Origin of the sequence: Caviibacterium pharyngocola (assembly GCF_002795405.1) — a bacterium.
Classification (GTDB): Bacteria; Pseudomonadota; Gammaproteobacteria; order Enterobacterales; family Pasteurellaceae; genus Caviibacterium; species Caviibacterium pharyngocola.
In genome coordinates this window covers 1-15013 of sequence record NZ_PHGZ01000035.1, presented here as the reverse complement: position 1 = coordinate 15013, position 15013 = coordinate 1, and the positions used below count along the sequence as shown (strand labels likewise).

Annotated in this window: 14 protein-coding genes, 1 pseudogene and 1 riboswitch; of the genes and pseudogenes, 11 read left to right on the top strand and 4 right to left on the bottom strand. The window is 42.4% G+C overall.

Translation table 11 applies throughout. From position 1 onward, the window contains the following. Positions 1-45: 45 nt before the first annotated feature. From CVP04_RS11745 to rplT, 5 genes are all read left to right on the top strand, one after another. On the top strand, positions 46-1866 hold the full coding sequence (locus CVP04_RS11745; RefSeq protein WP_100297697.1) for an acyltransferase family protein: 1821 nt from the start codon (positions 46-48) through the stop codon (positions 1864-1866). A gap of 186 nt (positions 1867-2052) precedes the next feature. Next, positions 2053-3984, top strand: coding sequence for a threonine--tRNA ligase (gene thrS, locus CVP04_RS11740; RefSeq protein ID WP_100297696.1), 1932 nt, complete (start codon positions 2053-2055; stop codon positions 3982-3984). A gap of 223 nt (positions 3985-4207) precedes the next feature. Then, on the top strand, positions 4208-4753 hold the full coding sequence (gene infC / locus CVP04_RS11735; protein WP_479873653.1) for a translation initiation factor IF-3: 546 nt from the start codon (positions 4208-4210) through the stop codon (positions 4751-4753). A 279-nt stretch (positions 4754-5032) separates the two neighbouring features. Then, on the top strand, positions 5033-5230 hold the full coding sequence (gene rpmI / locus CVP04_RS11730) for a 50S ribosomal protein L35 (protein ID WP_005596065.1): 198 nt from the start codon (positions 5033-5035) through the stop codon (positions 5228-5230). Positions 5231-5287: 57 nt separating this feature from the next. Next, positions 5288-5641, top strand: a complete 354-nt coding sequence (gene rplT, locus CVP04_RS11725) for a 50S ribosomal protein L20 (RefSeq protein WP_005596075.1) — start codon at positions 5288-5290, stop codon at positions 5639-5641. 283 nt (positions 5642-5924) lie between these two features. Here rplT and dxs read toward each other — a convergent pair whose 3' ends face one another. The 3 genes from dxs to xseB all read right to left on the bottom strand — a co-directional run bounded on the left by dxs (position 5925) and on the right by xseB (position 9016). Beyond that, positions 5925-7784 carry a 1-deoxy-D-xylulose-5-phosphate synthase gene (gene dxs / locus CVP04_RS11720; protein ID WP_100297694.1) on the bottom strand — a complete coding sequence of 620 codons (1860 nt, stop codon included), beginning with the start codon at positions 7782-7784 and terminating at the stop codon, positions 5925-5927. An 85-nt stretch (positions 7785-7869) separates the two neighbouring features. Continuing rightward, positions 7870-8760, bottom strand: a complete 891-nt coding sequence (ispA, locus tag CVP04_RS11715; protein ID WP_100297693.1) for a (2E,6E)-farnesyl diphosphate synthase — start codon at positions 8758-8760, stop codon at positions 7870-7872. 10 nt (positions 8761-8770) lie between these two features. After that, positions 8771-9016 (bottom strand): exodeoxyribonuclease VII small subunit, encoded by a 246-nt coding sequence (xseB, locus tag CVP04_RS11710; RefSeq protein ID WP_100297692.1) that lies wholly within the window; start codon positions 9014-9016, stop codon positions 8771-8773. 219 nt (positions 9017-9235) lie between these two features. On the opposite strand from xseB, the gene thiI reads away from it, so the two are divergent. Continuing rightward, positions 9236-10687 (top strand): tRNA uracil 4-sulfurtransferase ThiI, encoded by a 1452-nt coding sequence (gene thiI, locus CVP04_RS11705; protein ID WP_100297691.1) that lies wholly within the window; start codon positions 9236-9238, stop codon positions 10685-10687. Between the two features lie 221 nt (positions 10688-10908). On the opposite strand, the gene CVP04_RS11700 is transcribed toward thiI, so the two are convergent. Further along, positions 10909-11841: a gluconeogenesis factor YvcK family protein gene (locus CVP04_RS11700; RefSeq protein WP_100297690.1), complete on the bottom strand. Its 933-nt coding sequence runs from the start codon at positions 11839-11841 to the stop codon at positions 10909-10911. A gap of 215 nt (positions 11842-12056) precedes the next feature. Further along, a riboswitch (molybdenum cofactor riboswitch) is annotated at positions 12057-12197 on the top strand. Here CVP04_RS11700 and moaA point away from each other — a divergent pair. From moaA to CVP04_RS12175, 5 genes and pseudogenes are all read left to right on the top strand, one after another. After that, positions 12186-13202 carry a GTP 3',8-cyclase MoaA gene (moaA, locus tag CVP04_RS11695; RefSeq protein ID WP_100297689.1) on the top strand — a complete coding sequence of 339 codons (1017 nt, stop codon included), beginning with the start codon at positions 12186-12188 and terminating at the stop codon, positions 13200-13202. (Overlaps the previous riboswitch by 12 nt.) Positions 13203-13213: 11 nt before the next feature. After that, positions 13214-13696, top strand: a complete 483-nt coding sequence (gene moaC / locus CVP04_RS11690; protein WP_100297688.1) for a cyclic pyranopterin monophosphate synthase MoaC — start codon at positions 13214-13216, stop codon at positions 13694-13696. Between the two features lie 21 nt (positions 13697-13717). Next, positions 13718-13963, top strand: coding sequence for a molybdopterin synthase sulfur carrier subunit (gene moaD, locus CVP04_RS11685; RefSeq protein ID WP_100297687.1), 246 nt, complete (start codon positions 13718-13720; stop codon positions 13961-13963). Next, positions 13964-14416 carry a molybdopterin synthase catalytic subunit MoaE gene (moaE, locus tag CVP04_RS11680; RefSeq protein WP_100297686.1) on the top strand — a complete coding sequence of 151 codons (453 nt, stop codon included), beginning with the start codon at positions 13964-13966 and terminating at the stop codon, positions 14414-14416. A gap of 368 nt (positions 14417-14784) precedes the next feature. Continuing rightward, positions 14785-15013, top strand: a pseudogene (locus tag CVP04_RS12175) (hypothetical protein); the annotation flags it as partial.

The window sequence follows — 15013 nt, the reverse complement described above, 5'->3', positions numbered from 1 at the left end:
CAAACAAACAAACAAACAAGTGACTATTTTGCTTATCGACCGGAAATAGATGGGCTTCGTGCATTAGCTGTTCTTTCGATTTTTATTTATCATTTAAATGATAATTGGTTACCTGGTGGTTTTTTAGGAGTTGATATTTTCTTTGTTATTTCTGGGTATCTAATTACAAAAATTATTATAACTGAAATGACGTTAGGTCACTTTTCGTTCTTAAACTTCTATAATCGACGCATTAAACGAATTTATCCTGTTTTTATTTTAACCTTATTTATTGCTTCTATCTTTGCTTCTCTAGTTTTTATTCGGAGTGAAAGTGAATTATTGAGAAGGACTATTGAATTAGCTACGATTTTTGTCTCTAATTTTTATTTATCACATCGTCAGGGGTATTTTGATCTTTCCACTTCTGAAAATCCTTTATTACATATTTGGTCTTTAGCAGTAGAAGAACAATATTATCTTTTCTTTCCGATTATTCTTTATTTCATTTATAGGAAAATACAAAAAATAAAAAGTTTTACGTGGGTAATATGTATATTATTTTTATTTTTTATCTTTACATCTTTTTTACCTGAAAAGATTTATCACAAAATAGGATTGTTTGATATTTACTATTTATCAAATTTGAGATTTCCAGAGCTATTAGTCGGATCATTTTTAGCTACTTTGCCTAAATCAAATTTATCTAAGAGAAAAAATAGTTTGTTAAGTTTATTTTCTTTCTTGGGAATATTAATAAGTTTATTTTTCTATTCTAAAAATTTTCCTTTTTTACCTGGAATTAGTTTATTGATTCCTTGTGTATTAACTGGATTGTTTATTTTCAGTTCTACAATGAGTAACCCGATAAAATCATTTTTATCATTGTCACCTATTGTTTTTATTGGGAAAATATCTTATTCTCTATATTTATTTCATTGGTTGTTTATTGCTTTTGCGCATTATATTACTGGTCAAAGTGTTTTTGAAATAAAAATTGTTTTGATTGTTTTATCATTAACATTTACTTGCTCGATATTAAGTTATTATTTATTGGAAAACCCTATTAGGAAATCAAAATTATCTTTTAAAAAGTCCTTTATTATTCTGTATTTAATACCGTCATTACTTGTTATTGCTTATAATATGTCTTGGAGAAAAACGATAAAAAACCGTACCGAACAATATAAAGTTGTTCCAAATTTAGTTTTAAACGATAATAATTATCCTGCTAAAATAGCAGTGCTCGGAGATTCTCATTCGGAACATTTAAATGAATTTTTACAAGTCGTGGGAAATAAAGAAGGTTGGAAAGCTGATATTTTAGATTTTCAACTACACTGTTATTTCCCAGATAGAAATAATAAGCCAACGTGTAACACGTCTCCGGCAGAACTAGTTAAAGATTATCCTATCGTGTTTATTTCTATGTTTTATAATGTTAGAAGGGGAGTTAATCCGGTACCTAGGGTAACACCGGAACGATTTATTGTTGATAATTTTGAGCAACGCTTTGTTTCTTTTGTAAGAGAATTAGCCCAAACGAAACAAGTTTATGTATTTGCTGATGTAAGAATGGTTAATCGTTCACCATTTAGATCGATTTTCTTGGATAAAATATGGTTAGGTAAATACCTTGTTCCATTGGCAGAAATGGGTGAAACAGAAAAAAATAATAACGAAATTTATCAGATGATACAGGCTATTCCGCGTGTGAAATGGATTGATCCTACACCGTATATTACGGATAAATATTTTGTTGAGGGAAAACCTTTATATGCAGATCAAGATCATTTGACTAACTTTGGTTCTTATTATATGGGACAGGAATTTATTAAACACCAAAGATTACTTTCGGAAAAGGAAGTAAAAGCTCTCTATCCATAAAGAGTTTTTATCAATTCAAATTATTTGCTAAAATACACCCCACTTTTATCGCACATTGTAGGTACGAATAAAAGTGCGGTGCTTAACGGCACGATTTTGTCTCAAGGGATTATTATCCCTTGTTTTATTTTTAACCACTGAAACAAGTAACCTTTCGTATGGGTTACCACTGTATAAGGATTTAAAATGCCTATTATTACTTTACCCGACGGTTCGCAACGTCAATTCGATCATCCCGTATCCGTTTTAGAAGTCGCACAAAATATCGGCACAGGACTAGCTAAAGCGACCATCGCAGGACGAGTGAACGGCGAGCGTTGCGACGCCTGTGATCTTATCGAACAAGATGCTTCTTTAGAAATTATCACCGCAAAAGACGAAGACGGTTTAGAAATTATTCGCCACTCTTGTGCGCATTTGCTCGGTCACGCAATTAAACAACTTTTTCCGGATGTCAAAATGGCAATCGGTCCGACCATCGAAAACGGCTTTTATTATGATGTGGATTTAGACCGCTCTTTAACCCAAGAAGATTTGGATAAATTAGAAAAACGGATGTTGGAGCTGGCGAAAACCAATTATGACGTAGTGAAAAAACGCGTCAGCTGGCAAGAAGCGAGAGATACTTTTGAAGCGCGCGGTGAAACCTATAAAATGGCGATCTTAGATGAAAATATTTCTAAAGACGACAAGCCGGCGCTTTATCATCACCAAGAATATATCGATATGTGTCGTGGACCGCACGTGCCGAATATGCGTTTTTGTCACCATTTCAAATTACAAAAAGTGGCGGGAGCATACTGGCGCGGCGACAGCAAAAATAAAATGTTACAACGTATCTACGGCACGGCGTGGGCGGATAAAAAACAACTCGCCGATTATTTGCAACGCTTAGAAGAAGCGGCGAAACGCGATCACCGTAAAATCGGTAAAGCCTTGGATTTATATCATATGCAAGAAGAAGCGCCGGGAATGGTGTTCTGGCATAACGACGGTTGGACGATTTTCCGCGAGCTCGAAACTTTCGTGCGTACCAAATTAAAACAGTACGATTATCAGGAAGTGAAAGGGCCGTTTATGATGGACCGCGTACTTTGGGAACGAACCGGTCACTGGCAAAACTACGGCGATATGATGTTTACCACTCAATCGGAAAACCGTGAATATGCGATTAAACCGATGAACTGTCCGGGACACGTTCAAATCTTTAATCAAGGGTTGAAATCTTATCGCGATTTACCGATTCGTATGGCGGAATTCGGTTCTTGTCATCGTAACGAACCGTCCGGTTCTTTACACGGTTTAATGCGTGTCCGCGGATTCACCCAAGATGACGCGCATATTTTCTGTACCGAAGATCAAATCGAAAGCGAAGTGACCAGCTGTATCCGTATGGTTTACGATATTTACAGCACCTTCGGATTTACCGATATTTTCGTGAAATTGTCCACCCGTCCGGAAAAACGCATTGGCGCGGATGAAATGTGGGATCGCGCGGAGCAAGGTTTAGCAAATGCGTTGAAACACAACGGTCTTGAATATGAAATTCAAGAAGGCGAAGGCGCGTTTTATGGCCCGAAAATCGAGTTTGCCTTGCGTGATTGTTTAGATCGCGAATGGCAATGCGGCACGATTCAGTTGGATTTCGCCTTACCGGGACGTTTAAACGCCTCTTATGTGGCGGAAGATAACGATCGTCGCACGCCTGTAATGATTCACCGTGCGATTTTAGGTTCTATCGAACGTTTTATCGGGATTATCACCGAAGAATACGCCGGTTTCTTCCCTGCGTGGTTAGCGCCGACGCAAGCCGTCGTGTTGAACATCACCGACAGCCAAGCGGATTATGTGCAAAAAGTGGTGAAAACCTTATCCGACGCCGGTTTGCGCGTGAAATCCGATTTACGCAACGAAAAAATCGGTTTCAAAATCCGCGAACACACCTTACGTCGCGTGCCTTATATGCTAGTGTGCGGTGATAAAGAAATCGAAGCGGGCAAAGTGGCGGTGCGTACCCGTAAAGGCGCGGATCTCGGCACTTTCAGCGTCGAAGAATTCGTTGAAATTCTGAAAAAACAAGTTCGCGGACGCGAATTGAAATTACTCGGCGAAGAATAATCGGGGTTGTCGCCCGAATCGTCAAAAGTGCGGTTAAATTTAACCGCACTTTTAGTCTGTAAATTTAGTTTGTAGATTTTTATATCGGGATGAAATCCGACTTGCATAGTCCGATGAAATCCTATAAAATCTCGCCTGTTTTGCTTGTATTTAAAGCAAAAATCAGAATTCAGTCTTCTGCTTATGCAGTGTGATTATCGTTTTAAATCGTTAGAGGAATAAGATTATTAAAACCGTAAAAAAAGCGCCGGCAACCAATCGCCCGAATCGTATCAATGATGAAATTCGCGTGAAGGAAGTTCGCTTGATTGACCAAGATGGTGAACAAGCGGGTATCGTCAGTATTCAAGAGGCTTTGGAAAGAGCCGAAGCATTAGAATTGGATCTTGTGGAAATTAGTCCTAATGCGGAACCGCCGGTTTGTCGCATTATGAATTACGGTAAATTCCTTTACGAAAAAGGTAAAGCGGCGAAAGAGCAGAAGAAAAAGCAAAAAGTCGTCCAAGTGAAGGAAATTAAATTCCGTCCGGGTACGGATGAAGGCGATTACCAAGTGAAATTACGCAGCGTCGTGCGTTTCTTGGAAGACGGCGACAAAGTAAAAATCACCGTTCGTTTCCGCGGTCGTGAAATGGCGCACCAAGATATCGGTTTAGACGTATTGGAACGCGTTAAACAAGATACGGCGGAGATTGCGATGGTGGAATCCGCACCGGGCAAATTAGAAGGTCGCCAAGCGGTAATGGTTATCGCGCCGAAGAAAAAGTAATTTCTTCTTGCAAGAACAGGGCGGATCTTATAAAATTCGCCCGTTTTTCTTATGAGAGAAACAAAGCATTATCAGGCACACTACGCAGCCTGAAGTGCTTTTAAAATGCAATGAAAATTGCAATAGAAATAATGAGTGCTTTTCAAGTAATAAAGTGCGGTAGAAATTAGCGTAATTTATTCGCCTGATTATTTAAATGAGAGCTTTTAGATTTAATGCGATGATCGTCTTAAGGATAAAAGCGTAATAGATATTAAACAATGCGGAGTTAATTAAACAATGCCTAAAATTAAAACAGTACGTGGTGCTGCTAAGCGTTTCAAAAAAACAGCTTCCGGCGGTTTCAAACGTAAACAATCTCACTTACGTCATATTTTGACTAAGAAAACCACTAAACGTAAACGTCATCTACGTCATAAATCAATGGTTGCGAAAGCAGACCAAGTATTAGTCGTAGCGTGCTTGCCATACGCATAAGCACGAGCGTACATTTAGTTAAATTTTAGTTCATTAATATACATAGGAGATTAAATAATGGCTCGTGTAAAACGTGGTGTTATTGCAAGAGCACGCCATAAGAAAGTTCTTAAGGCTGCTAAAGGTTATTACGGTGCGCGTTCACGCGTTTATCGCGTTGCGTTCCAAGCGGTAATTAAAGCCGGTCAATATGCTTACCGTGACCGTCGTCAACGTAAACGTCAATTCCGTCAATTATGGATTGCGCGTATCAACGCTGCGGCTCGTCAAAACGGTTTATCTTACAGCAAATTCATCAACGGCTTGAAAAAAGCTTCTGTTGAAATCGATCGTAAGATCCTTGCCGACATCGCCGTATTCGACAAAGTTGCATTTGCCGCTTTAGTTGAAAAAGCAAAATCTGCTCTTTAATTTTAAAGAATAGAGAATTAGGACGCTATAAAGCGTCCTTTTTTGTACCTGAATTTTGCCGAATCTTTGCCTAATCAATGAAAAGTGCGGTGATTTTAAAAGACGTTTTGTAAAAATCCGAAATCTCGGATGAAAATAGGATTTTAGGCAATAAAAAACCGCCATTCAAAAACGGAATGGCGGGGAGGTCTTAATATAAGAAAGATTTTTTAAAAGACAACTGCATTTGCAGTGCACTAGCATTATCTAAGACTGTAAAAATGAGAAATAGTTCACAAAATTTCTAAAAAATATCCTTTTTTTGTAAAAAATTCTTGATTTGTCTTTCAATGCCCGCTGCGTCTAATTGTAAATCCGCCAGAATTTCGCTTTGTGTGCCTTGCGGAATAAATATATCCGGTAAACCTAATTGTAGTAGTTTCACCGACTGTTGTTGTCGATTTAGAACTTCGGACACCGCGCTTCCCGCGCCGCCCAGAACGGCATTTTCTTCCACAGTGACGATCAAATCATAATCTTGGGCAATTCGTGCAATACATTCTTCGTCCAGCGGTTTTACAAAGCGCATATCGATAACTGTAGCGTTCAATTTTTCCGCCGCTTGGCACACGGTCGGCAGCAGCGTACCGAAATTTAATAGCGCGATTTTTTCACCCTGACGGATAAAACGACTTTTACCGATTTCCAATTCGCGCAAGGGTTCGATTTCCACGCCGATCGCATTACCACGCGGATAGCGCACGGCGGCAGGTTTGCCGCAATGATAGCCGGTATGTAGCATTAAACGACATTCGTTTTCATCGCTCGGCGTCATAATGATTAAATTCGGAATACAGCGTAAGAAACTAATATCAAACGCGCCTTGATGGGTTTGTCCGTCGGCACCGACCACGCCCGCGCGGTCAATGGCGAATAATACCGGCAGATTTTGAATAGCGACGTCGTGAATCACTTGGTCATAAGCGCGTTGTAAAAAGGACGAATAAATGGCGACGACCGGTCGATAACCGGCGATAGCTAGGCCTGCGGCAAAGGTCACGGCGTGTTGTTCGGCAATCGCGACATCAAAATATTGTTGCGGAAAGCGATTGGAAAATTCCACCATTCCCGAACCTTCGCGCATTGCCGGCGTAATGCCCATTAGTTTTTCATCATTTTGTGCCGTTTCGCACAGCCAATTTCCGAAAATTTGCGAATAGGTCGGCACGGTAGATTTCGGTAATTTACCGCTGTGATGATCGAATTTCGGCACGCCGTGAAAGCCGATGGGATCTTGTTCGGCGGGTGCATAGCCTTTGCCTTTCTTCGTTTTAATATGCAAAAACTGCGGGCCGCTGAGCGAACTCATATTTTTTAAGGTGCTGATTAATTCGTCGATATTATGACCGTCAATCGGGCCGATATAGTTAAAGCCCAATTCTTCGAACATCGTACCCACCGGCGACACAAAACCTTTAACGTGTTCTTCGGTTTTTTTGACGAATTCTTTAATCGGCGGCACGCCGGATAAAATCTTTTTCCCGCCTTCGCGCAACGTGGAATAAAGCGAACCGGATAACAAGCGGGCGAGATGATTATTTAACGCGCCGACATTTTCCGAAATCGACATTTCGTTATCGTTCAAAATCACCAACATATCCGTATGCAACGAACCGGCGTGATTTAGCGCTTCAAACGCCATTCCGGCGGTGATCGCGCCGTCGCCGATAACGCAAATGGTTTTGCGTCCCGCATTTTCTTTTTGTGCGGCAATGGCAATACCTAAACCGGCGCTGATTGAAGTGGAGGAGTGTCCGACGCTTAATACGTCGAACTCGCTTTCTTCGCGCCAAGGAAACGGATGAAGCCCGCCTTTTTGGCGAATAGTCGGCATTTGATCGCGGCGACCGGTTAAAATCTTATGCGGATAAGCTTGATGACCCACATCCCAAATTAATTGGTCGAACGGCGTTTTGAATACATAATGCAACGCGACGGTTAATTCGACCGCCCCTAATCCGGACGCCAAATGCCCGCTGCTTTGGCTGACGCTTTCCAACAAATAACCGCGCAATTCTTGGCAGAGTTGCGGTAATTGATCTTTATTTAAAAGACGCAAATCGTCAGGTGAATTAATAAGTGATAAAAGAGGGTAATTTTGCATTATGATTCAATTCCAAAACATTTTAAATTTTAACCGCACTTTATGCGTTTTGTCGTACGATCATCAATATCGTTGTTTTTAACGTTTAACTTTTTCGATTTATGATAAATTCGGCTAAGGCACGCAATGCGCTTGTATCAAAAGGCACGTCGTTTAATGCCGCCAAAGCTTGTCGATATAATTCTTGCGCTTTTTGTTTTGCGCCGTCGAGTCCTAACAATTTCGGATAAGTGCTTTTATCCGCCGCCAAATCGGCACCGATAGTTTTCCCGACCGCTTCGCTTTCGCCTTCGATATCCAAAATATCGTCTTGCACTTGAAACGCCAAACCGATTGCCGCCGCATAATGTTGTAATTTAGCTTCCAAATCACGATCGGCAAAATGCGGCGACGCGATAAAACCGAGCTGTAGCGCCGCGCTGAGCAACGCGCCGGTTTTATTACGATGAATACGTTCCAATTCGGCTAAATTCACCTGTTTGTGTTCGGAAAGAAGATCCAAACTTTGCCCTAAACACATTCCGCCGATGCCTGATGCCGTCGCCAAGGTCGAAACCCATTTGAGTTTTTGCTCCGCCGAAAGTTGCGGCGCGGCGCTTAACATTTCAAAGGCGAAAGCCTGTAATGCGTCACCGGCTAAAATCGCCGTGGCTTCATCAAACGCAATATGACAAGTGGGCTTGCCGCGGCGCAGTGTATCGTTATCCATCGCCGGTAAGTCGTCGTGAATGAGAGAATAGGCGTGAATCGCCTCAATGCCCGCCGCCGCGTAATCCAGTTGCGACATTTCCGCGCCGAGCATTCGTCCGGTGGCATAGACCAAAAACGGGCGAACCCGTTTGCCGCCGAGCAACAAACCGTATTTCATCGCCTCCGCCAAGGGAGAAGGCGAGCTGTCTATGGCGCAAAAGCGATTTTCTAAAAATCCGTTAATGCGTTGCTGTAATTGTGAAAGATCTTGCTGGAATTGATACATCGCTCACCGCTTATTCGTTGGGTTGATAATCGCTTAACGGCGCATCATCGCTTTTTTGCAATAAAATTCGAATGCGCTGTTCTGCTTGTTGCAATCGTTGTTGACCAAGTTGCGCCAATTTAATGCCGTCTTCAAATTCTTTTAACGCTTCTTCAAGGGGTAGTTCGCCGGATTCCAGACGAACAACGATATTTTCCAGTTGAGTTAACGCGGTTTCGAAATCCAATTCCGATTTTTCAGCCGGCTTGCGTGCCATTTTCATTATCCTTTTGTTAAAACGGGTAAGGGCGTTATTGTACTGTATTTTTAGATTATTGTTAAAAAATACTACGATTTTTGTGAAGTGATCCATATTTTTGCCCATTGTTTGTCGATTGACCGACGAAAAATAACCAAGTAATAAAGAAAATTGGGCTTTCGAAGAAGATGTTGTACAATACCGCCGATTTTTATTCCACCAAAGTGAACACGAAAAATGAAATTTGTAATTAAATTATTCCCAGAAATAATGATCAAAAGCGAAAGCGTGCGTAAACGTTTCGTTAAAATTCTTACCGGCAATATTCGTAATATTCTGAATAAATATGATGACAGCGTGGCGGTGGTGCGCCATTGGGATTACATTGAAGTGCGGTCAAAAAATGAAGAAAATCGACCGCACTTAATCGAGTTGTTACAACGTATTCCCGGTATTCATCATTTTTTAGAAGTGAATGAAAAACCTTTCACCGATTTGCACGATATTTTTCAACAAACCTTACAAGAAGTCGGTGCGCAGCTGGAAAATAAAACCTTCTGCGTGCGGGTAAAACGCAAAGGCAAACACGGTTTTAGCTCCCTCGACGCGGAGCGTTATATCGGCGGCGGATTGAATCAACATATTGAAAGCGCCAAAGTGAAGCTTACCAAGCCGGATATGGTAGTGCGCATTGATATTGAAGACGACAAAATGATGTTGATCAACGCGCGTTACGAAGGGATCGGCGGTTATCCGATCGGTACGCAAGAAGACGTACTTTCGTTGATTTCGGGCGGATTTGATTCCGGTGTCTCCAGTTATATGCTGATTCGTCGCGGTTCGCGCGTGCATTACTGTTTCTTTAATTTAGGCGGCGCAACGCACGAAATCGGCGTGAAACAAATGGCGCACCACATTTGGCAACGTTACGGCGAATCTCATAAAGTCCGCTTTGTGGCGATAAATTTCGAACAAGTGGTGGGCGAAATTCTGGAGAAAATCGATAACGGTCAAATGGGCGTGGTATTAAAACGAATGATGGTGCGCGCGGCAAGCAAAGTCGCCGAGCGTTTCGGTATTCAGGCGATTGTCACCGGCGAAGCGCTGGGACAAGTTTCCAGCCAAACCTTAACCAATTTGCGCTTAATCGACGAAGCCGCGGACACATTGGTATTGCGCCCGTTAATTACGCACGACAAAGAACAAATTATCGCAATGGCGAAACATATCGGCACGGACGATATTGCCAAATCAATGCCGGAATTTTGCGGAGTGATTTCGAAAAATCCGACGGTGAAAGCGGTGCGCGAAAAAATTATCGCCGAAGAAACTCATTTTAATTTTGCCGTGTTGGAAAGTGCGGTGGAAAATGCGCAATATTTGGATATTCGCCAAATCGCCGAACAAACGGAAAAAGAAGTCGTCGCAGTGGATGCGGTATCCGTTTTAGCCGATAACGAAGTGATTTTAGATATTCGCAGTCCGGAAGAAACCGATGAAAATCCCTTCGAACCGGAAAATCAACAGGTGATTTTAATGCCGTTTTATAAATTATCCTCCGCCTTCGGCGAATTGGATCAAAGCAAAACCTATGTGTTGTATTGCGAACGCGGCGTAATGAGCAAATTACAAGCTTTATATTTAAAAGAAAACGGCTTCACTAACGTGAAAGTGTTTGCCAAAAAGTAGTTTGAATGAACGTTTTTATCCGACAGCGACCGCCGGTCGCAATCGGTTAATTATGAGTCGGTGGCTTTGCCACCGCAGTTTATTGATAAAGAGGTCCGTATTGAAAATACAACAAATTAAGATTTGTGTCAGTTTGAGTGACAAAGTCGCCGCGTACAATTAACTCAGTGATGGCTTTTTGCCGTGCTTAAAAAATATTAAACTTAAAACCTTAACAGCTCCTAATAATTTAATTCCCCCAACAAATCATCAATAGCTTTACACAGCAAGGTGCGGTCGTGGCGATAAGAAATATCATCGGCTTTTAAACGACGCGCCGTTACTTTGATTTCAAGCTGATCATAAGATTGTTCGGTGTCGTATTGCACGATGGCGCCGTCTATAATCGGTGCGCCTACCGTGGCATTAATCCAATCGATTCGATCTTTTAGTGAAAGCGCGGCGGCAGGGCTGTGTTCCACGCCTAGATTATCAATAAAAATTTTCTTCGCCGTGCTATGTTTGAGCGTATCGGCAATTTCCGGCAATAAAATCGGCGGCATAATACTGGTTAAAAAACTGCCCGGTCCGAATAAAATCACCTCGGCTTTTTTAAGCGCTTCAACGGCTTCCGGTGTGGCTTGTACCAAAGGAACCAGAAAAATAGATTTCGGCAACTCGGTTAAATTATCAATACCCACCTCACCCACAATGCTGGAACCGGAGGGCAGGGCGGCAGCGAGGTGAACGGAGCTTTCCGACATCGGGATAATAAAGGATTTGACGTGTAATAATTCTCGAATCAAATTTACCGCTTCCGTCGGGCGAATACGCATATTTTCTAAGGCTTTCAACATTAAATTGCCTAGATTATGACCGGATAATTCGCCCGTGCCGGAAAAACGATATTCAAATAAGGAAGAAGCAGTGCTGGGCTCGGTGATGATTTGGTTTAAGCAATTACGCAAATCGCCCCACGCAATGCCACCTTGATCGGTTCGGATTCGACCGGTGGAACCGCCGTTATCCGTAGTAGTGACGATGGCGCTGAGGCGCGATTTCATAAAACTCAACGCAGACATCACGCGTCCTAATCCGTGTCCGCCGCCGATTGCGGCGATATGATTCACTTCGTCTAAATTTTCGTGGCGACTGTGGCGCATTAAATCCGTCATTACGTATCCCTTCCATAAAATAGCGGTATTTTTACCGCACTTTAGTATTTCCGACCGAATAAAAAGGCGAAAGTTCCTTTTTCGGGTCAAAAATACAATATCGTTATATAATTAAGTATATAATTGATTTTAAAAGATTTTTTGTTTTGTTAACTGGATCAAATTTTGGGTATATATTAATATAAACAAATATTTTACAATACATTTCAAAGTATTTTATCGCATAACTCCGAGCTTGTTGACCTAAGTTTGCAAAAATAAGGCGGCAATGCCAGCGATCTGCGGATTGCTCAGGGATAACGTTGGAAACGGCTTGTCCTCTCGTGTTTTAAGAAAGGTGTCTAATGCAACAATTTATACCCGTCAAAACCGTTGGTGACGGTCGTTTGGTCGATCCGTTCCAACGTGAATATTATTATTTGCGTCTATCCGTCACGGATATGTGCAATTTTCGCTGCAATTATTGTTTGCCCGACGGCTATCAGCCCGAATCCGTCCGCTCCGGATTTTTGTCTTTGCACGAAATTCGTCGTCTCGTGCGCGCTTTTAGTGAATTAGGCGCAGAAAAAGTACGTCTCACCGGCGGCGAACCGACTTTGCGCAAAGACTTCCTCGCCATAGCGGAAACCGTGCGTGCGCAATCCGGCATTACGCAACTTGCTTTAACCACAAACGGCTATCGAATGGCGAAAGACGTACAAAATTGGCAACGCGCGGGCGTCACGTCGATCAACGTCAGCGTCGATAGTCTAAATCCGAATGTTTTTCACGCAATCACCGGCGTGGATAAATTCGCCGACGTAATGCGCGGTATTGAAAAAGCCTTTGAAGTCGGTTATCAAAAAATCAAAGTCAACGCCGTGTTAATGAAAGAATGGAACGAAAAAGAGTTCGATTTGTTTCTGGCTTGGATTAAAGATAAACCCATTCAAATGCGTTTTATCGAATTAATGCAAACCGGCGAAATGGATCATTTCTTTCATCGTCATCATTTATCCGGACAGCTTCTAGCCGAAAAATTGCGCCAAAACGGCTGGCAACAGCAAGCAAAATCTTATTTGGATGGGCCGGCAAAAGTGTTTCGTCATCCCGATTATTGCGGCGAAGTCGGCTTGATTATGCCTTATGAAAAAAATTTCTGTGCCTCTTGTAACCGTTTAAGAGTTTCGGCAAAAGGCAAATTGCATTTATGTTTGTTCGGCGAAGAAGGCATCGATTTACGCGATTTATTGCAATCGGACGAACAAAATTCTTTATTACAAACACGCATTTCCGCCGCATTACAAGGTAAGCGCGAGCATCATTTTTTACACCAAGGTGACAGCGGCGTGCGCAATCATTTGGCAAGTATCGGCGGTTAAAAAGGAAAATTATGACAGAATTTACACATATCAACGCGAACGGCGAAGCCAATATGGTGGACGTTTCTGCTAAGCAAGATACCGTGCGGGAAGCGCGCGCGGAAGCATTCGTGACGATGTCACGAGAAACCTTACAAATGATCTTATCCGGTAGTCATCACAAAGGCGATGTATTCGCTACCGCTCGAATCGCCGGAATTCAAGCGGCAAAACGCACTTGGGAATTGATCCCGCTTTGCCATCCTCTTTTGTTATCCAAAGTGGAAGTCAGCTTAACCGCCTTGCCGGAACGCAATCAAGTACGCATCGAAAGTTTGTGCAAATTGTCGGGAAAAACCGGCGTCGAAATGGAAGCCTTGACTGCCGCAAGCGTCGCTGCGCTTACCATTTACGATATGTGCAAAGCGGTGCAAAAAGACATCGTGATTGAAAAGTTGCGTTTATTGGAAAAGAGCGGTGGAAAATCCGGACATTTTATCGCGCAAGCGGAATAAATTTTAGAATCAGGTTAAACAATGTTAAAAGTATTATTTTTTGCTCAAACTCGCGAGTTGGTCGGCACGGAAGAATTACAGCTCGACGGCGAATTTTCCAGCGCAGAAGCAGTGCGCCAACACCTTGCGCAAAAGGGTGACAAATGGGCGCTCGCGCTACAACAAGACAAACTGCTGGTTGCGATTAATCAATCACTATCACCTTTGGAAAGTGCGGTGAAAAACGGCGACGAAATTGCTTTTTTTCCGCCGGTGACGGGAGGCTAAATGACGGAAAGTCAAATTTGCGTGCAAGAGCAACCCTTTGATCAAAACAGCATTTATCGCTGGTTAAGCGAACCGCGTTCCGTGGGCGCGACAGTGGTATTTGTGGGAAAAGTGCGTGATCTTAATTTAGGCGATGAAGTCAGCAGCTTATATTTGGAGCATTATCCGGCAATGACGGAAAAAGCCCTGCGCGAAATCGTTCAAGAAGCGGAATCCCGTTGGAATATTCAACGCGTCGCCGTGATTCATCGAGTCGGATTGTTACAAACCGGCGATGAAATCGTTCTTGTCGGCATCAGCTCCGCCCACCGCAGCGAAGCCTACCAAGCCAACGAATTTATTATGGACTACCTCAAAAGCAAAGCGCCTTTCTGGAAAAAAGAACGCACGGAAAAAGGCGAACGCTGGATCGAAAGCCGCGACAGCGATCGAAAAGCGCTGGAAAAATGGTAAAAACCGACCGCACTTCAATAAAAGTGCGGTTCAGACTGATGACAAACCTTAATTTGTTGTATTTTCAATACGGACGCACGCAGTGCGTCCCTACGGAACGAAATGAAAATTCTTATTTTTCAATAAATTAAAACCAATTATGTAGGGACACACTGCGTGCGTCCGAATATACAAACTCTTTGTCAATAAACTGAAACTCACTTCAAAAAAAGTGCATTTTTTATTTGAGAGTTGCATAATAAAATCTTTGATGATAAATTACGCAACGTTCGTTTAACAAAACGATAAAATTTACTGCCGGTTATCTCACCGGAGAAATGCCGGCGAATATTCATTTAAACCGATATCTTATACATTCGTCATTCGCTATGATAAACGCTGCACCAAACTCCGTTTATGTTGCTGTAGTCTGTGCCCTTTGTTCTTCCTTCTCCTTTGCCGAAGTGCCGCCGCAGGTGTTATCCGAGCTAAACCGATTCGACACCAATCAACAGCAACGCCAACTCCAACAGCAACAAGCCCGACAAAACCGTCTTCAACCTTCCATTGATATTCGCTCCGAAACCGCGCAACCGCCACTCAGTTTACCGTCTGAAG